The sequence below is a fragment of the Pandoraea sputorum genome (assembly GCF_000814845.2).
Taxonomy (GTDB): Bacteria; Pseudomonadota; Gammaproteobacteria; order Burkholderiales; family Burkholderiaceae; genus Pandoraea; species Pandoraea sputorum.
The window spans coordinates 5,300,447-5,320,455 of the sequence record NZ_CP010431.2; the positions used below are offsets into that span (position 1 = coordinate 5,300,447).

At 64.3% G+C, this 20,009-nt stretch carries 24 protein-coding genes and 1 riboswitch; of the genes, 1 reads left to right on the forward strand and 23 read right to left on the reverse strand.

What is annotated here, in order from left to right; translation table 11 throughout:
- Positions 1-13: 13 nt before the first annotated feature.
- The 19 genes from hisF to NA29_RS23550 form a co-directional block, all read right to left on the reverse strand.
- A complete protein-coding gene (hisF, locus tag NA29_RS23460) occupies positions 14-787 on the reverse strand; it encodes an imidazole glycerol phosphate synthase subunit HisF (RefSeq protein ID WP_039393600.1) in 774 nt (257 codons plus the stop codon).
- 38 nt (positions 788-825) lie between these two features.
- Entirely contained in the window at positions 826-1,575 is a 750-nt protein-coding gene (gene hisA, locus NA29_RS23465) for a 1-(5-phosphoribosyl)-5-[(5-phosphoribosylamino)methylideneamino]imidazole-4-carboxamide isomerase (protein ID WP_039393603.1), read from the reverse strand.
- A gap of 191 nt (positions 1,576-1,766) precedes the next feature.
- Entirely contained in the window at positions 1,767-2,408 is a 642-nt protein-coding gene (gene hisH / locus NA29_RS23470; RefSeq protein WP_039393605.1) for an imidazole glycerol phosphate synthase subunit HisH, read from the reverse strand.
- Positions 2,405-3,031: a MarC family protein gene (locus NA29_RS23475; RefSeq protein WP_039393607.1), complete on the reverse strand. Its 627-nt coding sequence runs from the start codon at positions 3,029-3,031 to the stop codon at positions 2,405-2,407. Before NA29_RS23475 ends, hisH begins: the two co-directional genes overlap by 4 nt.
- A 130-nt stretch (positions 3,032-3,161) precedes the next feature.
- Positions 3,162-3,749: an imidazoleglycerol-phosphate dehydratase HisB gene (gene hisB, locus NA29_RS23480; protein WP_039393608.1), complete on the reverse strand. Its 588-nt coding sequence runs from the start codon at positions 3,747-3,749 to the stop codon at positions 3,162-3,164.
- Positions 3,750-3,776: 27 nt separating this feature from the next.
- Entirely contained in the window at positions 3,777-4,841 is a 1,065-nt protein-coding gene (gene hisC, locus NA29_RS23485; RefSeq protein WP_039393611.1) for a histidinol-phosphate transaminase, read from the reverse strand.
- 61 nt (positions 4,842-4,902) lie between these two features.
- Complete coding sequence (locus NA29_RS23490) at positions 4,903-5,373, reverse strand: hypothetical protein (protein WP_150661955.1); 471 nt, start codon at positions 5,371-5,373, stop codon at positions 4,903-4,905.
- A 115-nt stretch (positions 5,374-5,488) separates the two neighbouring features.
- Entirely contained in the window at positions 5,489-6,811 is a 1,323-nt protein-coding gene (gene hisD, locus NA29_RS23495; protein WP_039393615.1) for a histidinol dehydrogenase, read from the reverse strand.
- Positions 6,808-7,461 carry an ATP phosphoribosyltransferase gene (gene hisG, locus NA29_RS23500; RefSeq protein WP_095178579.1) on the reverse strand — a complete coding sequence of 218 codons (654 nt, stop codon included), beginning with the start codon at positions 7,459-7,461 and terminating at the stop codon, positions 6,808-6,810. The genes hisD and hisG overlap by 4 nt, the downstream gene beginning before the upstream one ends.
- Before the next feature lie 23 nt (positions 7,462-7,484).
- Positions 7,485-8,825 carry a UDP-N-acetylglucosamine 1-carboxyvinyltransferase gene (gene murA / locus NA29_RS23505; protein WP_039393619.1) on the reverse strand — a complete coding sequence of 447 codons (1,341 nt, stop codon included), beginning with the start codon at positions 8,823-8,825 and terminating at the stop codon, positions 7,485-7,487.
- Positions 8,822-9,061, reverse strand: a complete 240-nt coding sequence (locus NA29_RS23510; protein ID WP_039393621.1) for a BolA family protein — start codon at positions 9,059-9,061, stop codon at positions 8,822-8,824. The genes murA and NA29_RS23510 overlap by 4 nt, the downstream gene beginning before the upstream one ends.
- 18 nt (positions 9,062-9,079) lie before the next feature.
- Positions 9,080-9,835: an ABC transporter permease gene (locus NA29_RS23515; RefSeq protein WP_039393623.1), complete on the reverse strand. Its 756-nt coding sequence runs from the start codon at positions 9,833-9,835 to the stop codon at positions 9,080-9,082.
- On the reverse strand, positions 9,832-10,758 hold the full coding sequence (locus NA29_RS23520; RefSeq protein ID WP_039393625.1) for an ABC transporter ATP-binding protein: 927 nt from the start codon (positions 10,756-10,758) through the stop codon (positions 9,832-9,834). The genes NA29_RS23515 and NA29_RS23520 overlap by 4 nt, the downstream gene beginning before the upstream one ends.
- Positions 10,759-11,077: 319 nt before the next feature.
- Entirely contained in the window at positions 11,078-11,335 is a 258-nt protein-coding gene (locus NA29_RS23525) for an STAS domain-containing protein (RefSeq protein WP_039393627.1), read from the reverse strand.
- A 4-nt stretch (positions 11,336-11,339) separates the two neighbouring features.
- A complete protein-coding gene (locus NA29_RS23530; RefSeq protein WP_039393630.1) occupies positions 11,340-11,960 on the reverse strand; it encodes an MlaC/ttg2D family ABC transporter substrate-binding protein in 621 nt (206 codons plus the stop codon).
- Between the two features lie 187 nt (positions 11,961-12,147).
- Complete coding sequence (locus NA29_RS23535) at positions 12,148-13,053, reverse strand: MlaA family lipoprotein (RefSeq protein WP_039393633.1); 906 nt, start codon at positions 13,051-13,053, stop codon at positions 12,148-12,150.
- Between the two features lie 6 nt (positions 13,054-13,059).
- Positions 13,060-13,599 (reverse strand): outer membrane lipid asymmetry maintenance protein MlaD, encoded by a 540-nt coding sequence (mlaD, locus tag NA29_RS23540; RefSeq protein WP_039393635.1) that lies wholly within the window; start codon positions 13,597-13,599, stop codon positions 13,060-13,062.
- Between the two features lie 53 nt (positions 13,600-13,652).
- Positions 13,653-14,420, reverse strand: coding sequence for a lipid asymmetry maintenance ABC transporter permease subunit MlaE (mlaE, locus tag NA29_RS23545; protein ID WP_039393637.1), 768 nt, complete (start codon positions 14,418-14,420; stop codon positions 13,653-13,655).
- The gene (locus NA29_RS23550; protein ID WP_039393639.1) at positions 14,417-15,235 is read right to left on the reverse strand and encodes an ABC transporter ATP-binding protein; all 819 of its coding nucleotides are present in this window, start codon (positions 15,233-15,235) and stop codon (positions 14,417-14,419) included. The genes mlaE and NA29_RS23550 overlap by 4 nt, the downstream gene beginning before the upstream one ends.
- Positions 15,236-15,576: 341 nt before the next feature.
- Here NA29_RS23550 and NA29_RS23555 point away from each other — a divergent pair, with 341 nt between their 5' ends.
- Positions 15,577-16,080 (forward strand): GNAT family N-acetyltransferase, encoded by a 504-nt coding sequence (locus NA29_RS23555; RefSeq protein ID WP_039393640.1) that lies wholly within the window; start codon positions 15,577-15,579, stop codon positions 16,078-16,080.
- A gap of 91 nt (positions 16,081-16,171) precedes the next feature.
- Here NA29_RS23555 and NA29_RS23560 read toward each other — a convergent pair whose 3' ends face one another.
- The 4 genes from NA29_RS23560 to NA29_RS23575 all read right to left on the reverse strand — a co-directional run bounded on the left by NA29_RS23560 (position 16,172) and on the right by NA29_RS23575 (position 19,654).
- Positions 16,172-17,374 (reverse strand): thiamine phosphate synthase, encoded by a 1,203-nt coding sequence (locus NA29_RS23560; RefSeq protein ID WP_224786882.1) that lies wholly within the window; start codon positions 17,372-17,374, stop codon positions 16,172-16,174.
- 61 nt (positions 17,375-17,435) lie between these two features.
- Positions 17,436-18,281, reverse strand: coding sequence for a thiazole synthase (locus NA29_RS23565; RefSeq protein WP_046290003.1), 846 nt, complete (start codon positions 18,279-18,281; stop codon positions 17,436-17,438).
- A gap of 1 nt (position 18,282) precedes the next feature.
- A complete protein-coding gene (thiS, locus tag NA29_RS23570) occupies positions 18,283-18,480 on the reverse strand; it encodes a sulfur carrier protein ThiS (RefSeq protein ID WP_039393642.1) in 198 nt (65 codons plus the stop codon).
- A gap of 16 nt (positions 18,481-18,496) precedes the next feature.
- A complete protein-coding gene (locus NA29_RS23575) occupies positions 18,497-19,654 on the reverse strand; it encodes an FAD-dependent oxidoreductase (RefSeq protein WP_052252351.1) in 1,158 nt (385 codons plus the stop codon).
- Positions 19,655-19,787: 133 nt separating this feature from the next.
- A riboswitch (TPP riboswitch) is annotated at positions 19,788-19,907 on the reverse strand.
- Positions 19,908-20,009 lie beyond the last annotated feature (102 nt).

Below are 20,009 nucleotides of genomic sequence, written 5' to 3' on the forward strand. Positions count from 1 at the left end.
CCGTTCAGAGGCCTTACAGACGTACGGAAATGCCCTTATCGGCCATGAAGCGCTTCGCTTCGCCGACGGTGTGCTCGCCGTAGTGGAAGATGCTCGCGGCCAGCACGGCATCCGCGTGGCCTTCGGTCACGCCGTTGGCCAGATCGGCCAGCGAACCCACGCCGCCCGAGGCGATCACGGGAATGCTCACCGCGTCGGAGACGGCGCGCGTGAGCGCCAGGTCGAAGCCGCTCTTGGTGCCGTCGCGGTCCATGCTCGTGAGCAGGATTTCGCCAGCGCCCAGCGCCTCGATCTGTTTGGCCCAGGCCACAGCGTCCAGACCGGTGTTCTTGCGACCGCCGTGCGTGAAGACTTCCCAGCGCGGCGCTTCGCCGTCGGCTGAGACACGCTTGGCGTCAATGGCCACGACGATGCATTGCGAGCCGTACTTGGCTGCCGCATCGGCGACCAGTTGCGGATTCGCGACGGCCGACGAGTTCATGCTGACCTTGTCCGCACCGGCATTGAGCAGACGACGAACGTCTGCCACTTCGCGCACGCCACCGCCCACCGTGAGGGGGATGAAGACCTGCGCGGCCACCGCTTCGATGATCGGCAAAATGAGATCGCGTCCGTCGGAGGTCGCGGTGATGTCGAGGAACGTCAGTTCGTCCGCGCCCTGCTCGTCATAACGGCGGGCGATCTCGACGGGGTCGCCCGCGTCGCGAAGTTCGACGAAGTTGACGCCCTTGACCACGCGGCCGGCCGTCACGTCCAGACACGGGATGATGCGTTTAGCGAGAGCCATGATGTTGGCACGCGAGACGGCCGCAGCCGTAATCCCGCTTATGCCGCTCCTTCGGAAAGCTCGTCGGCACGCGTTTGCGCCGACGAGAAATTCAGATCGCCCGAGTAGATGGCACGGCCGCAGATGACGCCTTCGACGCCCTCGCTCTCGACCTTGCACAGCGCATCGATGTCGCCCAGATTCGACAGTCCGCCGCTGGCGATCACCGGCACGGTCACCGCCTGCGCGAGGCGCACCGTCGCGTCGATGTTGATGCCCTGGAGCATGCCATCGCGGCCGATGTCGGTGTAGATGATCGATTCGACGCCGTAGTCCTCGAACTTGCGCGCCAGATCCACGACTTCGTGGCCGGTGAGCTTGCTCCAGCCATCGGTGGCAACCTTGCCGTCCTTGGCGTCGAGGCCGACGATGATGTGGCCGCCGAACGCGCTGCAGGCGTCGCGCAGGAAACCGGGGTTCTTCACGGCTGCCGTACCGATGATGACGTACGACAGACCGGCGTCGAGAAAGCGCTCGATGGTGCCCAGGTCGCGAATGCCGCCGCCCAGTTGCACGGGGATGTCGGCGCCGACTTCCTCGATGATGGCGTGGATGGCCGCTTCGTTACGCGGCTTGCCAGCAAATGCACCGTTCAAGTCCACCAGATGAAGGCGGCGCGCACCTTGCTCGACCCAATGTCGAGCCATGGCGGCGGGGTCCTCCGAGAATACGGTGGCTTGATCCATGTCGCCTTGTTTAAGGCGAACACATTGACCGTCTTTAAGGTCGATGGCCGGGATGAGCAGCATAGGCAATCGTGAAACGTCGCTAGTGGGAAGTAAAAGGAATTCGCAAGTTACGCGGACAACATAAAACCGACCCCGGTCTTGCCGGACTTCGGCGCGTCGGGATCGGGTTCATCAGCATGACACAGTATAAGCCGTGATGGAGGGCACGCTCGGGAAGGAAACCGGATACCGGCGCGTCGCACGGGTCGTCATCAGGGCTTCCACTGTGCAAAATTGCGGTAAAGCGCAAGGCCCGCCTGGGCGCTCTTTTCCGGGTGAAACTGAGTGGCGAAGATATTATCTTGGGCCACTGCACAGGTAAAGGGCACACCGTAGACCGTCTCGCCGGCCGTCAGTTCGGGCTTCGCGGGCACAACATAGTAGCTGTGCACGAAGTAAAAATAGCTGTCGTCGGGCACGCCCGCCCAGATCGGGTGAGCGCCCTGCGTCTGACGCACGCGGTTCCAGCCCATCTGCGGCACCTTGAAGCGCGAACCGTCGTCCTGCACCTGACCTTCGAGATCGAAGCGCACCACGCGGCCCGGCAGCAGGCCCAGCGCAGGTGTGTTGCCTTCGTCCGACATGTCGAACAGCATCTGCTCGCCCACGCACACGCCGAACATCGGCTTGGTGGCGGCAGCTTCGACGACGGCCTCGCGCAGGCCCGACTCGTTCAGGCAACCCATGCAGTCGCGCATCGCGCCCTGCCCCGGCAGCACCACGCGGTCGGCGGCGCGAATCTCGGCGGCGTCGCTGCTGATGCTCACGTCGGCCTCCGGGGCTGCGGCACGCAGCGCCTGATAGACCGAGCGCAGGTTGCCCATTCCGTAGTCGACAATCGCAATCTTATTCATCTCAAACCCGGCAGCAGTATTTTCAAACCATCGATAATGAATTCCACGGCGAGCGCCGAGAGGATCAACCCCATCAGGCGCGTGCCGATGTTGATGCCCGTTCGCCCGAGCCAGCCTTCGATGCGACCGGCACTGCGCAACGCCACCCAGCACACTGCACCCACGCCCACACCGATCGCCATGAGCGCCAGAATCTGCGCCCAGCCATGCGCGCGGCCGGAGTAGATGATCACGGTACTGATCGTCCCCGGCCCGGTGAGCAGCGGAATCGCCAGCGGCACCACGGCGATGTTCGGCCGCTCCTCCGCTTCGTGACGCTCTTCCGCCGTCGCCCGCGTGTTCCCGGTCTGCGCGTTGATCATGTTCACTGCCATGAGCAGCATGATCACGCCGCCGCCGACTTCCAGCGACGCAATCGAGATACCGAAGAAGCGGATGATCGCCTCGCCGAACAGTCCCGAACCCGCGACCACCAGTGCGACGGCAATCGCCGCGACGTTGATCGTGTGGCGCTTCTCTTCCCGTGTCTGCGTAGACGTCAGGCTGATGAACAGCGGAATCGCCCCGAGCGGATTGATCAGGGCCAGCAACGAGATGAAGAACTTGAAGGCGTCGAGCGTCATAAGGGGCACACGGCGCCGGCGTGCGGCCGGTCGATGAATCGTCGCAGGGGCGCCGGACTCGCGTCCGGCGGGCTATCCGGCTGGCGACGCCGGTCAGACCGGCGTCACGAGCGCTACAGACCCGTCAATGTCAGAGGCTTCCCTTCGTGGACGGCACGACACCCGCCGCACGCGGATCGATCTCGACCGCCATGCGCAGGGCACGACCGAACGCCTTGAACACCGTTTCGCACTGGTGGTGGGCGTTGATGCCGCGCAGGTTGTCGATATGCAGCGTGACGCCCGCGTGATTCACGAAGCCACGGAAAAATTCGATGAGCAGGTCGACGTCGAAGTTGCCCACGCGAGCGCGCGTGAAAGGCACATGGAATTCGAGACCGGGACGGCCCGAGAAGTCGATCACCACCCGCGAGAGGGCTTCGTCGAGCGGCACATAGCTATGGCCGTAACGCACGATGCCCTTCTTGTCGCCGATGGCCTTGGCCACCGCCATACCCAGCGTGATGCCGACGTCTTCCACCGTATGGTGATCGTCGATGTAGGTATCGCCCTTGGCTTCGACATCCATGTCGATGAGGCCGTGGCGCGCGATCTGGTCGAGCATGTGGTCCAGAAACGGCACGCCGGTATCGAGCGTCTTCCGGCCGGTGCCGTCCAGGTCGATCTTGACGCGTATTTGCGTTTCGCTGGTATCGCGAACGACTTCCGCAATGCGCATGATGGTGAGTTCTCGTCGTATAGCTTGTTAGAGTGATGCCGCCAGAGCCTTGGCCATTGCGGCATTCTCCGTGGGGGTGCCGACCGTCAATCTGAGGCAATTGGCCAGCAATACGTGCATTTTACCCACGTTTTTGATCAACACCTTGTGCGCGAGCAGGCTGGTGTGGGTTTTGTCGGCATCCGGCACCCGAACGAGCAGAAAATTCGCGTCGCTGGCGAACACCGTCACCCCGGGAAGCGCCGCCAACGTGGCCGCCAGCCGGGCGCGCTCAGCACGCAACTCAGCCGCCTGCGCGTCGAGCACGTCCAGGTGATCGAGCATGAATTCGGCACACGCCTGCGTCAGCACGTTCACGTTATAGGGCGGACGCACCTTATCGAGCTGATCCAGCCACTCGGCGCTGCCGGCCACATAACCCAGCCGGATACCCGCCAGTCCGAGCTTGGAGACGGTGCGCATCACCAGCAGATTGGGGAATTCGGGCAGACGCGGCATCCACGTCTTGCCCGCGAAAGGCTGGTATGCCTCGTCGATCACCACCAGCCCGTTGCCTGCCGCGCGCACCAGCGTCTCGATATCCGCATCGGCAAACAGATTGCCGGTCGGGTTGTTCGGATACGCCAGATAGACCACCGCGCCGGGATGCGCCGCAATCGCGCCCAGCATCGCAGGCATATCGAGCGAGAAGTCGGCCGTGAGCGGCACGCCGACAAACTCGATCCCAGCGAACCGCGACGACATCTCGTACATCACGAAACCCGGCATCGGCGCGATGACCGCTGCCCCCGGGCGCGCCGTCGCCATCGCGATCATGCTGATGATTTCGTCCGAGCCGTTGCCGAGCAGCAGCTTCGCGCCTGCGGGCACGCCCATCGTGCGCGAGAGCTTCTCAAGCAACGCCTGCGGACGCGGCGCCGGATAGCGGTTGAGCGCCACATCGGCCAGACGCTGCGCGAGCACGGTGCGCAGCGCTTCGGGCAGACCGTACGGGTTCTCCATCGCGTCGAGCTTCAGGAAGCCGCTGGCATCGGGCACGGGATAAGTGCTCATGGCGAGCACGTCGGGGCGAATCACTTGGTCGACGGACATGGCGAATCGAAGGCGATGGATGACGGGTTAGGGACGAATCAATCAGAACGGCTGCGGCAACTCAATTGAACGCGAACGTCAGCAAGCCTGCGTCGGCCCCGTCGATCTTGACGGTGCAGCGGCGGCCGGTCTCCACGTTGCCCAGCGCGTCGGTAATGCGCTGCACGCGCACGCCCGTCTGCCACGACAACGCCTGCGCCACGGCCGGACTCACCCGCGCGGGCGACTCCTCGGCCTCGCAGCGCATGGCGACGAGCCGGTTGCCGACTCGGCCGAACACGCCGTGTGCCACCTCCTCGTCGGTGCCGCGCAGCGCGGTCTTGCCGTCCAGACGCAGCACATACACGTCGTTATCGAACGCCTGACGTCGCACGCACACCGTCATCTTCTCGACGGACGCACCTTCGAATCTGGCGTGCTGACAATAGCTACCCGCAGCGTGCGCGGCCGTGGCCATCGTCAGGCCCAGACCGAACAGCACGACGGTCTGCACGATAGAACGCAGCGCAGCCCGCACAAGGCGGGCTGGCAACGAAATCGTTTTGTAAAACTTGGAAAACTTGGGAGCAGCGTTTGCGCGGGTCCGACGCCGGGCAGTGGCCGGCGTCGAAGGACAATACGCGGGCCGCAGGGCGTCGTCGCGCATGTCAGGACTCGTGATGCAAACGGTATTCGGCGCTGCGCGCGTGCGCTTGCAGGCCTTCGCCGTACGCCAGTTCGGCCGCAATCTCGCCGAGCATGCGGGCACCGCCCTCGCTCACTTCGATGAGGCTCGAACGCTTGATGAAGTCGTACACCCCCAGCGGCGACGAGAAACGCGCGGTACGCGAAGTCGGCAGCACGTGGTTCGGACCGGCGCAGTAGTCGCCGAGGCTTTCGCTCGTGAACTTGCCCAGGAAGATCGCACCGGCGTGGCGGATCTTGTCGCCCCACTGCTGCGGCGTCTCGGCCGAGATTTCCAGGTGCTCCGGTGCGATCACGTTGGCGATCTCGCACGCTTCCGCCATATCGCGCACCTTGATCAGCGCACCACGGCCTTGCAGCGAAGCTGCGATCACCTCACGGCGCGGCATGTCGTCGATCTGACGTTCCAGCGACGCGTACACGCGCGCGATGTATTCGGCGTCCGGGCACAGCAGGATGGATTGAGCGAGTTCGTCGTGCTCGGCCTGCGAGAACAGGTCCATCGCCACCCAGTCGGGATCGGTCGAACCGTCGCAGATCACGAGGATTTCCGACGGACCGGCGATCATGTCGATACCGACGGTACCGAACACGCGCCGCTTGGCCGCCGCCACGAAGGCATTGCCCGGGCCGACGATCTTGTCGACAGCCGGCACCGTTTCGGTGCCGTACGCCAGCGCGCCGACCGCCTGTGCGCCACCGATGGTGAACACGCGGTCGACACCGGCAATGTGCGCCGCCGCCAGCACCAACGGGTTCTGCACGCCGTCGGGCGTGGGCACCACCATGACGATTTCCTTGACGCCAGCCACACGCGCCGGAATCGCGTTCATCAGCACCGACGACGGATACGCGGCCTTACCGCCCGGAACGTAGATGCCGACGCGATCGAGCGGCGTCACCTTCTGCCCCAGCACCGTGCCGTCCGACTCGGTGTATTGCCAGCTATGGCTGCCGCATTCGATGCGCTGCTTCTCGTGATACGCGCGCACACGCGCAGCCGCTGCTTCGAGGGCGGCACGACGCTTCGGCTCAAGCCCTTCGAGCGCCGCCGCCAACACGTCGGCAGACAGCTCCAGCGCACCCATGTCGGGGGCGCTGAGACGGTCGAACTTGTTCGTGTATTCGATGACGGCAGCGTCGCCGCGCGCTTTCACGTCGGCGAGAATTTCGGCAGCCGCACGGTCGATGGCGGCGTCTTCGCTCGCTTCGAACGCCAGTACGTCGCGCAACTGTGCGGCGAATCCTTCAGCGGACGAATCGAGTTTGCGAATATCGAGTTTCATGCTGTTTGCCGGGACGCCTGCTCAAAGGCATCCAGAATAGGCTGCAAAGACTCACGCTTCAATTTGAGCGCAGCCTGGTTGATCACGAGGCGGGACGAGATATCCATGATCTCCTCCACTTCCACCAGATTATTGGCCCGCAGCGTGCCGCCGGTGCTCACCAGATCGACAATCGCGTCGGCCAGACCCACGAGCGGACCCAGCTCCATCGAGCCATACAACTTGATCAGGTCGACGTGCACGCCCTTGGCCGCGAAGTGTTCTCGCGCGGTTTGCACGTACTTGGTCGCCACACGCAGACGTGCGCCCTGACGTACGGCATTCGCGTAGTCGAAACCCTTCGGTACAGCCACAGACATGCGGCAACGCGCAATGTTCAAATCGATCGGCTGATAAAGGCCGCCACCGCCGTGTTCGATGAGCACGTCCTTACCGGCCACGCCGAAGTCGGCGGCACCGTATTGGACATAGGTCGGCACGTCCGTCGCGCGCACGATGATCACGCGCAGATTCGGATCGGTCGTCGGCAGGATCAGCTTGCGCGAGGTTTCGGGATCTTCCGTCACCTCGATACCGGCCGCGGCGAGCAACGGCAGCGTCTCCGTAAAGATACGCCCTTTCGAGAGCGCCAGCGTAAGCGGTTGGGCCAGCGGCTGGGCCGACTTCACGGTACTCATGCAATCTCTCCCTGGCATGCTTCGACACGCCGGATTCGTGCGCCCACGGCGCACAACTTGGCCTCGATACGATGATAGCCGCGATCGAGGTGATGAATGCGGTCGACGAGGGTGCGGCCTTCAGCCGTCAGACCCGCGACGATCAGACTGGCGGACGCACGCAGATCGGTCGCCATCACGTGCGCGCCGGACAGACGATCCACGCCGGAAATCCGCGCCGTGTTGCCTTCGATGCCGATATTCGCGCCCAGACGCATCAATTCCTGCACGTGCATGAAGCGGTTCTCGAAGATCGTCTCGACGACCTGCGACGCGCCCCGCGCAATGCAGTTCAGCGCCATGAACTGCGCCTGCATGTCGGTCGGGAACGCCGGATATTCCGACGTCCGGAAACTCACGGCCTGCGCGCGACGATCCATCTGCACGCGCAGCCAATCCGCACCGCCGGTCACATTCGCGCCGGTCTCGCGCAATTTTTCGATGACGGCGTCCAGCGTGCCAGGTACCACGCGGCGCAGCGCAATGTCGCCGCGCGTGGCCACAGCCGCGCACAGGAACGTGCCCGCTTCGATACGGTCGGGCACGACATCGTGCGTTGCACCATGCAAGCGCGCGACGCCCGTCACCACCAGACGATCGGTTCCGATGCCGTCGATCTTCGCGCCCATCTTCACGAGCAATTGCGCCAGATCGGTCACTTCCGGCTCACGCGCGGCGTTGGCCAGCACGGTCACGCCGTCGGCCAGCGTGGCCGCCATGAGCAGGTTTTCGGTGCCCGTCACGGTGATCATGTCCGTCACGAGCGTCTCGCCACGAAGACGTGAAGCCCGCGCCACGATGTCGCCATGCGTCAGCGTGATCTCGGCACCCATCTTTTGCAGGCCCTTGATGTGCTGATCGACGGGCCGCGCGCCGATGGCGCATCCGCCCGGCAGCGACACGCGCGCTTCGCCACAACGGGCGAGCAGCGGGCCGAGCACCAGAATCGATGCGCGCATGGTCTTCACCAGCTCGTACGGTGCGGCCGGCTCGGTAATCTGCGACGCGTCCAGCGTCACCGACTCGCCGTTGCGTTCGACCTTCACGCCCATGCGCGCGAGCAGCGTCAGCATGGTGCGCACGTCGTGCAGATCCGGAACGTTGCCCAGCACCAGCGGCTCGGCCGTCAACAGGCTGGCACACAGAATGGGCAGGGCAGCGTTCTTGGCACCCGAGACGGTAATCTCGCCCTCCAGCCGCTCGCCGCCTTCGATTTCCAGGTGGTCCGCGGCCACACGCTCGCCGGCGAGAACCTCGCCGTTGCCGGCAGCGCCAGCGCTTTCTTGCGTAATCCTCATTGCGCCTGATACTCCGCCGGCGTGAGCGTCTTCATCGAGAGCGCGTGGATTTCGGCCTTCATGCGGTCGCCCAGCGCGCCGTACACGAGTTGATGGCGCGCAATGAGGCGCTTGCCTTCGAACTGCGCGCTGACGATGGTCGCGAAGAAGTGCTGACCGTCACCTTCGACGGCCACGTGATCGCAAGCCAGACCGGCTTCGATGTACTGTTTGATTTGTTCGGGGGTAGGCAGCATGGCTGATCCTGGAGAAGTTCAGTGACGCAGTTTGTAGCCACGGCGCAGCAGATTCAGCGCCACGGTTGCGAGTATCAGGAAAGTCACGCCGACGACGGCGAGACTCGTCGTCGGAGCCACATCGGACACGCCGAAGAAGCCGTAACGGAACCCGTCGATCATGTAGAAGAACGGGTTGAAGTGCGACACGGCCTGCCACAGCGGCGGCAACGACTGAATCGAATAGAACACGCCCGCGAGGAACGTTGCAGGCATGATCAGGAAGTTCTGGAACGCCGCGAGCTGGTCGAATTTCTCGGCCCAGATGCCTGCGATCAACCCCAGCGTGCCGAGGATCGCCGCGCCGAAGAAGGCGAAGCCCAAAATCCACAGCGGTGCGGCAAACGTCAGATGCGTGAACGCGACTGTCACGAGGAAAACGCCCAGCCCGACCGCCAGTCCGCGCACTACGGCCGCCAGCACGTACGCGCCGTACATCTCCCAATGCGAGAGCGGCGGCAGCAGCACGAACACGAGGTTGCCCGTGATCTTCGACTGGATCAGCGACGACGAGCTATTGGCAAACGCGTTCTGCAACACGCTCATCATCACCAGTCCCGGCACGAGGAAGGACGTGTAGTTGATCTGGTCGTAGACCTTCACGCGGTCTTCGAGCACGTGGCCGAAGATCATCAGATACAGCAGCGCGGTGAGCACCGGTGCGGCCACGGTCTGGAAACTCACCTTCCAGAAACGCAGCACTTCCTTGTAAAACAACGTGCTGAAGCCGGTCATGCTGCCACCTCCTGCGCGCGCGAACCCGACATGATCTGCACGAATACGTCCTCGAGGTCGGCCTTCTGAATGTCGATGTCTTCGACGATGCCGCCTGCCGCACGGCAGGTGGCGAGAATGGATTCCACTTCGTCGCAGCCCGACAGGCGCAGCGCGAACTGATGTCCGTTCGTATCCTGGCCGTCGACCAGCAACGGACGCAGCTCGGCCGGCAATGTGCCCTGCTTGAAGCGCAGCACGAGACGCGTACCCGCAAAGCGCTGCAACAGCGACGCCGTACGCTCGAGCGCCACGACTTCGCCGCGCTTGAGCATGGCGATGCGGTCGCACAGCGCTTCCGCCTCTTCGAGATAGTGAGTGGTCAGCACGATCGTGTGACCTTCGCGGTTCAGACGCGAGATGAACTTCCAGAGCGTCTGACGCAGTTCGACGTCGACCCCGGCGGTCGGCTCGTCGAGCACGATCACAGGCGGGCGGTGCACCAGCGCCTGCGCCACCAGCACGCGTCGCTTCATGCCGCCCGAGAGCTGACGCATGTTCGCGTCCGCCTTGTCGGTCAGATCGAGGTTAGCCATCACTTCGTCGATCCAGTCGTCATTGCGCTTGAGTCCGAAGTAGCCGGACTGGATACGCAGCGTCTCGCGCACGGAGAAGAACGGATCGAAGACGAGTTCCTGCGGCACCACGCCGAGCTTGCGGCGGGCGTCGCGGTAATCACGCACGACATCGTGACCGAGCACGCTGATGTTGCCCGAGTCCGCGCGCGCGAGGCCCGCAAGGATGCTGATCAGCGTGGTCTTGCCCGCGCCGTTGGGGCCGAGCAGACCGAAGAATTCGCCCTCTTCGATCGAGAAGCTGACGCCCTTGAGCGCCTGCAACGCCTGATAGCGTTTTTTGACGTTACGGATTTCGATGGCGGCCATGACTGCACGCACCCGTCTTCGCGGGTACGCCATTATTGTTTTCCGGGTCGGGGGATTGCACCCACCATAATGGCGGCGCCGGAGCCCGGACGGGGGGTCACTGCCCAAAAGTCGGCAGAAAACCTCTGATTATAAAGGAAGCCGGTGGTGGCCGTGCTCGCGCCCGCCCTAACCCACCTTAGCCCGGCTGTAACCCCGGTAACGCACAAGCGGCACGGCACCGAAGACTCATGGCCTGCACCGCCCTGCGCCCGGCCACAAAAAAAGCGCCGTCATATGACGGCGCTTCTTCGAAAGGGCGGCAGTCCGGCCGGACGAATCAGCTCGAGAGCAGATGGTCGACGCCGTACACCAGTGCAAGACTGGCCAGCCCTGTCGGCAAGTTAGTGAACGCCAACGTCGCACCACGCCGACCCGCGTGACGGCGCAAGGCCAGCAGCACCGCGAGCGCCGACGAGTCGAAATGCGTGAGCCCGGCGCAGTCGATCTGGGTCTCCCCCGCGTCGATGCGATCGATGGCCTGCGCGAGGACGTCGCCGGCAGTGTCGTGAGTCAGGTCGGTTTGCAACGCGAGCATGGGCTTACTTGCCGCCTGCGAGTTGCTGGTTACGTTGCGTCAGGAACTGGATCAGGCCGTCGACGCCCGATTCGGTGACCTTTTCCTTGAACTGATTGCGGTACGTCTGAACCAGCCACGCGCCCAGCACGTTCAGGTCATACAGCTTCCATTCGCCGCTCGCCGTCTTGTACAGACGGTAGTCGAGTTCGACCGGCTGGCCGTTGTTGATGACGTCGGTGTACACCACGGCATCGGTATCGCCCGGCTGACCGCGGAACGGCTTGTAATTGACCTGCTGGTCGCGAATCTGAGCGATGGCACCGGCATAGGTGCGCAGCAGCAACGTCTTGAACTGTTCGGTCAGCTGCTTTTGCTGCTCCGGCGTGGCCTTGCGCCATGCCGCGCCGGTCGCCAGTTGCGTCGTCTTGGCAAAGTCTGCGTGCGGCATGATCTTCTGCTCGACCAGGCGCGTAATGCTGTTCAGATCGCCCTTCTGGATGTTGGGGTCGCTCTTGGCCGCAGCCATCACTTCGGTCACGGTCTGCTTGACGAGTGCATCCGGGGACTGAGCCTGTGCCATGGCCGAGCCGGCGGCGGTGTACGTCATGAAAGCCATGACGGGAATGAGCCAGAACTTCTTCATTGTGGACTTCCTCTTTCGAGTGACGATTGTTGCGGGTTTTGATACCCGCGCGGCGTCTGGAGTTCTCGGATTGCCGGGAGTGTCGTGTAACAAACTGTTGCCCGGAGACGACGCGACTATCGCCTGGATAGCGCGCCGGACCCGTTTTCAGCAACAGTCGGCGACAGTCACCGACGATCGATGACGATTAGCGACGGAAGGGCAAACCGCCCGGCACCATCTTGCCCGGCACGGGCGAGCCTTGCGGTGCGTCCGGTTCGGCCTGCGCACCTGAGGCGGGCGCCGGAGCGCTCGCGCCCGAGGCCGGCTGGGCAGCGGGCATCGGCTGTGCGCCAGCGCCACCGGCCGCTGCTGCACCTGCCGCACCTGCACCGTCTTCATCTTCGTAATTCGGCAGCGACGTATCGCTCGTCGCCCCGCCGTTCACCAGATACTTGCGACGTGCAAGATACGCATCACGCGTGAACGAATACGGATCGAGCGCGGCGGCTTCGAGCAGGTTCGACGCATCGAGCAGGTTGGCGCGCGTATTCACGAGACGCACACCGTACAGCGAGTAGCTGATCCAGTCCGGCTTGATATACGAGGTCGGGTCGATGAACATGTTGCCAGCCATGCCGACGCTGTCGCGCACCGTGCTCGGGCCGAGCAGCGGCAGCACGAGGTACGGACCGTCAGGCAAGCCCCACTTGCCCAGCGTCACACCGAAATCCTGGCTGTGCTTCGGCAAGCCGGCCGGCGTGGCGAAGTCGAACAGACCACCGACACCGAAGAAGGTGTTGATCGTCAGGCGCATCAGATCCTGCGCGGCGGCCGTGACCTGCAACTGAAGCAGGTTGTTGGCGAGGTTGTACACGTCGCCCACGTTCGAGAAGAAGTTCGTGACCATGTCACGCGCCGGTTCCGGCACCGTGAAACGGTAGCCCTTTGCCACGGGCACGAGCACGGCCTTGTCGAGCGTGTCGTTGAACTTGTACATCGAACGGTTGAAACCTTCGATGGGGTCAGCGGGGTTGGGGTTCGTGACAGTGGCACAGCCTGCCAGCGCCAACGCGCCAGCGGCCAACACTGCCGAAGTACGGAAGCTGGTCATTTTCTCTTATTTTCCTTGGGTTACCGGTGCTGCCCCAGCCGCCGGCGCTGCCGCCGGCGCTGCCGATGCGCCGCCCGCCTGGGCGCCGCCGGCATCTGCTGCCTTGTTGTACAGGAACTGGCCAATCAGGTTTTCCAGCACGATGGCAGACTGCGTGAGCGTGATCGTATCACCGCCCTTGAGCATCTGATCATCACCGCCAGGCTCAAGTCCGATGTATTGCTCGCCGAGCAGACCCGACGTCAGAATCTTCGCCGAGGAGTCCTTCGGGAACTGGTACTGCGAATCCAGATTGAGCGTGACGTCGGCCAGATAACGCTTGTCGTCGAACTTGATCGACGCCACGCGCCCCACCACCACGCCGGCACTCTTGACCGCCGCGCGCGGCTTGAGACCGCCGATGTTATCGAACCGCACCGTGATCGGATAGGTATTCGAGAACGACAGCGAACTCATGTTGCCCGCTTTGAGCGCGAGGAACAGGAGGGCGGCAAAGCCGAGTACCACGAACAGGCCGACCCAGAAGTCGAGAGGGTGTTTTTTCATTATGTCAGTGTGCGCAAACTGTCTGTCTATGTCTTGGCAGGCGAGCCGGCCTCTTAGCTGAACATGAGTGCCGTAAGCAGGAAGTCGAGGCCGAGCACGGCCAGCGATGCCTGCACGACCGTACGCGTCGTTGCACGCGACACGCCTTCCGGCGTCGGCTGTGCTTCGAAGCCCTGATACAGCGCGATGAAGGTGACGGCAATGCCGAACACGATGCTCTTGATGACGCCGTTTGCGACGTCCGACCATACGTCCACGCCGCCTTGCATCTGCGACCAGAACGCCCCGGAATCCACGCCGATCATCTCGACGCCGACGAGGTAGCCGCCGAAAATGCCGACCGCAGAGAAGATCGCGGCGAGGATCGGCATGGCGATCACGCCCGCCCAGAAACGCGGTGCGACCACGCGTGCGATCGGGTCGATCGCCATCATCTCCATGGCCGTCAGTTGCTCGCCCGCCTTCATCAGTCCGATCTCGGCGGTGAGCGACGTGCCCGCACGCCCGGCGAACAGCAGCGCCGTGACGACCGGCCCCAGCTCACGCACCAGCGACAGCGCAACGAGCAGACCGAGGGCCTGCTCCGAGCCGTACTTGTTGAGCGTGTAATAGCCTTGCAGGCCAAGCACAAAACCGACGAACAAACCCGAGACGGCGATGATGACAAACGAATAATTGCCGACGAAATGAATCTGATCCGTCACCAGCCGCGGACGGCGCAGCAGCGCGGCGCTCGATCCGAGCATGCGCAGGAACATGCGCGCACCGTAACCCAGGCGCTCGACGTGGCCGCGAACAAAACTGCCAATGGTGGTAATCATGCACGCGCTCCGATACCGAAGTCTTCCGCGAGCGGCGGCGCGGGATACTGGAATTTCACGGGGCCGTCCGGCTGGGCATCGATGAACTGACGAACCGTCGGGTCGTTCGAGGCGCGCAGCGCATCGGGCGCACCCTCGGCGGCGATGCGGCCTTCGCTAATGAAGTAGATGTAGTCGGCAATGGTGAACGTCTCGGCGACATCGTGCGAGACGATGATCGACGTTGCGCCCAGCGCGTCGTTGAGCTTACGGATCAGATTCGCCGTAATCCCCATCGAGATGGGGTCCAGCCCCGTGAACGGTTCGTCGTACATGACGAGGTCCGGATCGAGCGCAATCGTGCGGGCCAGCGCCACCCGGCGCGCCATCCCGCCGGAGATCTCGGCGGGCTTCATGTCACGCGCGCCACGCAGGCCCACGGCATTGAGCTTCATCAGCACGAGGTCACGAATCAGGTCTTCGTCGAGACGGGTGTGTTCGCGCAGCGGAAACGCCACATTGTCGAACACCGTCATGTCGGTAAACAGCGCGCCGAACTGGAACAGCATCCCCATGCGGCGACGCAGGCGGTACCAGCCGTCGCGGTCGAGCGTGGAAACGTCGGTCCCGTCGAAATCGACCTGACCCCGACTGGCGTGCACGAGGCCCCCGATCAGACGCAGCACGGTCGTTTTACCGCAGCCGGAGCCCCCCATGACCGCGATCACCTTGCCGCGGGGAAACCGCATATTCAGCCCGGAAAGCACCAGACGTTCGCCATATCCAAAGCTGACGTCGCGCAGTTCGAGCAGATTTTCCGGATTCGGGGTAGGCACGTTTCGGGTCTTATAGTGCGGCGCAAAACGCCAATTATAGGGGGGTTTATCAATCGATGCCGTCCACGCCGGGTCGGCGAAAGCAAGGAACGGCGCTGCCCAGCGGGATTCTACAGGCCCCGGACGTATTGCTGCGAGAACGTTCCAATAGCCGCAACGCCGCAAAAACCCAACGGCACCAAGGACTTATCGTCTTCTGACCCCGCGCCGGTGTTGCGCCGTTGCTACAATACGACGTTTCGCGCTCATCATCGTTCCTCGGGATGTCCTCCGCTACCCCTCCCTCTTTGCGCCCCGTCTCGCCGCAGTCTACGGCGACGCAGGACTTTCGGATTCGTCCGATGCAACCTGGCGACCTTCCCCACGTGCTGACGGTGCAGGCCCTCGCCTATGGCCACCTGATGCTGGAATCGGAAGCCACGCTCGCCTCGCGTCTGGACTTGTCGCCGACGACTTGCTGGGTGGCCGTGGATGCGGGAACGACCGGGCCGACGGACACGGGCATCGCGGGCTATCTGTTCACGCACCCCTGGCGTCTCGCGGCACCGCCGCCGCTGGACACCGTCCTCGACGCGCTGCCGGACGCCCCCGACTGCTGGTACGTGCACGACATGGCGCTTGCCCCGCGTACGCGTGGCGGGGGTGTGGCCGGTCAGCTTTATGCCGCCGCGTTGTCGGCGGCGCAATCGCTCGGCCTGCGCGCCTCGGCGTTGGTCGCGGTGCAGCAATCGCAGGGATTCTGGGCCCGCTTCGGGTATCAGGTCACCGTGGACGTCTCGCCTCAGATCGCCGCCAAACTGGCGGGCTATGGCGATGGCGCAGTCTTCATGACGCGCAAACTATAACCACCGCTAAGGGCGTACCGCATTCGTGCCGCGCTTGTAGCGAGCTTCTGCCGCACTCGTGCCGTGCTTGTGCTGCGCTTGCGCCATTAACTCACGCCCGCCGCGCGAATTCCTTCTGCATCGAACGGACCGCTCCTGCCACGTCGTCGGCTTCCGTTACTGCGCGCACGACGGCCGTGCATCCCACCCCCGTCTCGAGCACCTGCGGCAGGTTAGCCGCGTCGATGCCGCCGATCGCTACCAGCGGGTAATGCGGTGCGATGAGCTTCACGTAACGCGCCAGCTTCGCCAGTCCTTGCGGTGCGGTGGCGATGACCTTGGTCGTCGTCGGAAACACCGCACCGACGGCCAGATAGCTCGGACGGAAGTGATGCGCCGCGAGAATCTCGAAATAGCCGTGCGTGCTGATGCCCAGCCGCATGCCGCTCGCGTGCAGCGTCGCGACTTCATCTGCCGAGAGCGCCGCCATGTCTTCCTGACCGAGATGCACGCCGTAGGCGTCGGCCTGCGCCGCCTCACGCCAGTGATCGTTGATGAACCACGCACTGTTGTGCGTCACGCGGCGACCCGCCGCCACTGTGCGCTCGATCTCGCTGCGCAGCCCCGGGTGCTCAGGGTCCTTGATGCGCAACTGGACCGTCCCGACCTGAAGATCCGCCATACGCTCGCACCAATCGGCGTTGGGCAGCACCGGGTAAAGACCCAGTCGCGCCGGGCATGCAGGAAAGCGCCCCGGCGACGGCACCTGCCCCAGCACGGCGGGGAACGTCTCCAGCACGGTCGGCCATGCGCCCAGCGTGTCGACGTCTTGCACACGCGCATGACTGCCGTCCGTGCGCCATGCGCGGCCGAGTACCAGCGCGTCGTGCGGGGCGAAACCGCAGTCCAGAAACGCGGCAAATGCAGGAAAGAATGCAGGATCGTCGAGACCCGCCACACGATAGACGCCATCCGGCGTGTACAGCGTGTCTTCCACGTGCCCCTGTGCGAGCGCGTGCGAGCAAAGCACGACCGCGCCACTCGCGCGCCATGCGTCCAGGCTGACGGACGCCAACGTGCCCAGTCCATGCTCAGGCACCAGCGGCAGCCAGACCACATCGCCCTGTCCCGCGCTAACGGGTGTCTCGGCGTGCAGACGCCATTGCGGCGATGTCGCCTCATCCGGCCACGGTGCGAGGCGCGCGCGGATCGCGTCGGCGGCCTGCTGCCAGGCCACCGCGAGCGGTGCGTCGGTGGGCAGGCATTGCACGTGCTGCATATGCACAGGCCCGGCGGCGCCAGCGTGCGTCGTCATGAAAAATCCTTGTTGATCCGGCCCCGCATCGCGCGACCGTTGGTCATGAAATCAGGCGCGATCAGCTACCGGACTGATGCCAGAAGGGAACACCCACGACCGGGGTGCTGGCTTCGGCGCTCTCGCGCTCGGCCATCGGACCCGCGAGCCATGCAGCGCGTCCCGCCTTGATCGCACCGGCGAACGCGCCAGCCATCTCCACGGGCTGCGCGGCGAGCGCGACAGCGGTGTTGAGCAGCACGCCGTCGTAACCCCATTCCATCACCTGACACGCATGCGACGGCAAGCCGAGGCCCGCGTCGACGATCAGCGGCGTATCCGGCAGACGGTCGCGCAACAGACGCAGACCGTACGGATTGATCACGCCCTTGCCGGTGCCGATCGGGGCGCCCCACGGCATCAATGCCTGACAGCCGACGTCGAGCAGTCGACGGCACAGCACCAGATCTTCCGTGCAGTACGGCAGGACCTTGAAGCCCTCGCGAATCAGTTGCTCGGCGGCCGTCACCAGACCGAACGGGTCGGGCTGAAGCGTGTAGTCGTCGCCGATGAGTTCGAGCTTGATCCAGTCGGTCTCGAAGACTTCGCGCGCCATTTGCGCCGTCGTCACCGCTTCCTGCACCGAATGGCAGCCCGCGGTATTGGGCAGCACGGGCACCGCAAGGCGGCGCAGCGTCTCCCAGAAATGACCTTCCGATGCTTGCGCCCCGGTGCCCGAGAGCTGACGGCGCAATGCCACCGTCACCATGCCCGGACGCGCTGCGTCGATGGAATCGTTCAGTGCTTGCAGCGACGGATAACGCGCCGTGCCGAGCAAGAAGCGGCTACCGAAGCGGGTGTCGTAAAGCGTGAGCGCGTCACGCGTGCTGCTGGCCGCCACGTTGTTCGATTCGGTGAATGCGTTCATTTCAGCCTCCGGCCACCGGTTGCACGACATCGATCTTGTCGCCCTGCGCGAGCGTGCGCGCGGCGTATTGCGTCTTGGGGACGAATTGCCCGTTGATCGCCGCCGCGAAAGGCGGCTTGGCGCCGTAGGCGGCGAGCGCCTCGGCCAGCGTCGCCGTGTCGGCCACGCTCAGCATCTGTTGATTGATATGGATGTCCATTGCGTACCGCTTCCTCTCATGCCTGACGAAACAGTTCCGGCCACGGCCGGCTGGCTCGCCACGTCTCCCAGTCGAACGCATCCGCCGATCCCGACGGCGCGCCCTTCGTTTGCATCAGTGCCTGCGCCAACGCGCATGCTTCGCCAGTGACTGCCGGTGCCAGCAAATAGCCGTGACGGTACAGACCGTTCACGCGCAGCAAACGTGCGCCGTCCCACTGCACGCGCGGCAGATGGTCGGGCAGCGCCGGGCGGCAGTTGACGTTCAGCTCGACGATGCGCGCTTCGCCGAACGCCGGGTTCAGCGAGTGCGCCGCCGAGAGCAGTTCGAGCGCCGAGCGCACGGTCATCGGCGACATGTCTTCCGATTCGAGTTCGGTCGCCCCGATCACGTAAAGATCGTTTTCCTTGGGCGCGATGTAGATCGGATAGCGCGGGTGCAGCAAGCGCACGGGGCGACGCAGACCGATCCCCGGCGCGTGAATGCGCACAACCTCGCCTCGCACACCGCGCAGTTGGGTGAGCGCTTCGCGCGCGCCCAGTCCGCGACAGTCGATGACCAGACCGGCGTCCGGATACTCGCCCTCGGCAATCGCGGTGTTCCAGTGCAGGTCCGCGCCCGCCTTCGCAAGTCCTGCGGCCAGCGCGCGCAATAACTGACGGTTATCCAGTTGCCCTTCGTTCGGCAGCAGCCAGCCTTCCTGGAAACGTCCAGCGAGCGCCGGCTCCACATCTTTCAGTTGTGCCGCCGAAATCCGCTCGACGCCGCCGCGCAGCAGTTCGGGCGGCGCATTCGCCCGCATCCGACGATCGAACATCACGGCCTCGGCGCGGTCGGGCTGATGCCACACGACCAGCGTGCCGTTGCGTTGGAAGAAGACATGTTCGGGAAGGCCGTCGATCAGCGCGGGCCAGCGCTCAAGCCCGACCGCGCCCATCTCGACGATGCTCGGCTCAGCCACGGCGGCCTCGGCCAGCGGCGCGAGCATGGCGGCGGCGACCCAGCCAGCAGCGGACGAGCCATCGGCGTCGCCCCGCTCGTACAGCGCCACGCGCGCGCCGGCGCGAATCAGTTGCCACGCCAGCAGACGGCCGGACAACCCGCCGCCGAGCACGGCAATGTCGGGACGAGACACGGCCGAACGCGAAGTGGAAATGGCAGCGGTCGCGCTCATACGCGCATTGCCGCGCAAGCCGTCAAGGCGCGCAGGCACTGAGGGGAATACGAAGAATGTTGTGGAAGGCAACGCATGGGGCCCTTTCCTCATGAAAGCAAAAGGACGAAACGGTGATGGCCACCTTACCCCAATGGAGGAGTCGGAAACTTCCCACGCCGGTATTACCCGGGTCGGGTGCAAAGGGTCTCTCTCAGCCCCGCGACTTCTTTGACGTGACTACGCCAATTACGGAGCACCCCTGTTTCGCCCGCAGCCATTACAACATAGATGCCGACGCCCGTGCAAGCTGGCTTCCCGGGCGATTGCACGCTCGTCGCGTCTCGTTTTTTGAGATCTCCCGCCCCTGATTCCG

Excerpts from the sequence above, each read along its gene's own strand:
- NA29_RS23565 (WP_046290003.1), bottom strand. The coding sequence starts at position 18,281 with ATGAACGCATTCACCGAATCGAACAACGTGGCGGCCAGCAGCACGCGT.
- hisC (WP_039393611.1), bottom strand. The coding sequence starts at position 4,841 with ATGTCCGTCGACCAAGTGATTCGCCCCGACGTGCTCGCCATGAGCACT.
- hisD (WP_039393615.1), bottom strand. The coding sequence starts at position 6,811 with ATGAAACTCGATATTCGCAAACTCGATTCGTCCGCTGAAGGATTCGCC.
- NA29_RS23535 (WP_039393633.1), bottom strand. The coding sequence starts at position 13,053 with ATGACCAGCTTCCGTACTTCGGCAGTGTTGGCCGCTGGCGCGTTGGCG.
- NA29_RS23530 (WP_039393630.1), bottom strand. The coding sequence starts at position 11,960 with ATGAAGAAGTTCTGGCTCATTCCCGTCATGGCTTTCATGACGTACACC.
- hisF (WP_039393600.1), bottom strand. The coding sequence starts at position 787 with ATGGCTCTCGCTAAACGCATCATCCCGTGTCTGGACGTGACGGCCGGC.
- hisB (WP_039393608.1), bottom strand. The coding sequence starts at position 3,749 with ATGCGCATTGCGGAAGTCGTTCGCGATACCAGCGAAACGCAAATACGC.
- hisH (WP_039393605.1), bottom strand. The coding sequence starts at position 2,408 with ATGAATAAGATTGCGATTGTCGACTACGGAATGGGCAACCTGCGCTCG.
- mlaD (WP_039393635.1), bottom strand. The coding sequence starts at position 13,599 with ATGAAAAAACACCCTCTCGACTTCTGGGTCGGCCTGTTCGTGGTACTC.
- NA29_RS23555 (WP_039393640.1), top strand. The coding sequence starts at position 15,577 with ATGCAACCTGGCGACCTTCCCCACGTGCTGACGGTGCAGGCCCTCGCC.
- NA29_RS23520 (WP_039393625.1), bottom strand. The coding sequence starts at position 10,758 with ATGGCCGCCATCGAAATCCGTAACGTCAAAAAACGCTATCAGGCGTTG.
- murA (WP_039393619.1), bottom strand. The coding sequence starts at position 8,825 with ATGAGGATTACGCAAGAAAGCGCTGGCGCTGCCGGCAACGGCGAGGTT.
- mlaE (WP_039393637.1), bottom strand. The coding sequence starts at position 14,420 with ATGATTACCACCATTGGCAGTTTTGTTCGCGGCCACGTCGAGCGCCTG.
- NA29_RS23475 (WP_039393607.1), bottom strand. The coding sequence starts at position 3,031 with ATGACGCTCGACGCCTTCAAGTTCTTCATCTCGTTGCTGGCCCTGATC.
- hisA (WP_039393603.1), bottom strand. The coding sequence starts at position 1,575 with ATGCTGCTCATCCCGGCCATCGACCTTAAAGACGGTCAATGTGTTCGC.
- NA29_RS23525 (WP_039393627.1), bottom strand. The coding sequence starts at position 11,335 with ATGCTCGCGTTGCAAACCGACCTGACTCACGACACTGCCGGCGACGTC.
- NA29_RS23515 (WP_039393623.1), bottom strand. The coding sequence starts at position 9,835 with ATGACCGGCTTCAGCACGTTGTTTTACAAGGAAGTGCTGCGTTTCTGG.
- NA29_RS23560 (WP_224786882.1), bottom strand. The coding sequence starts at position 17,374 with ATGACGACGCACGCTGGCGCCGCCGGGCCTGTGCATATGCAGCACGTG.
- NA29_RS23575 (WP_052252351.1), bottom strand. The coding sequence starts at position 19,654 with ATGAGCGCGACCGCTGCCATTTCCACTTCGCGTTCGGCCGTGTCTCGT.
- thiS (WP_039393642.1), bottom strand. The coding sequence starts at position 18,480 with ATGGACATCCATATCAATCAACAGATGCTGAGCGTGGCCGACACGGCG.
- NA29_RS23510 (WP_039393621.1), bottom strand. The coding sequence starts at position 9,061 with ATGCTGCCTACCCCCGAACAAATCAAACAGTACATCGAAGCCGGTCTG.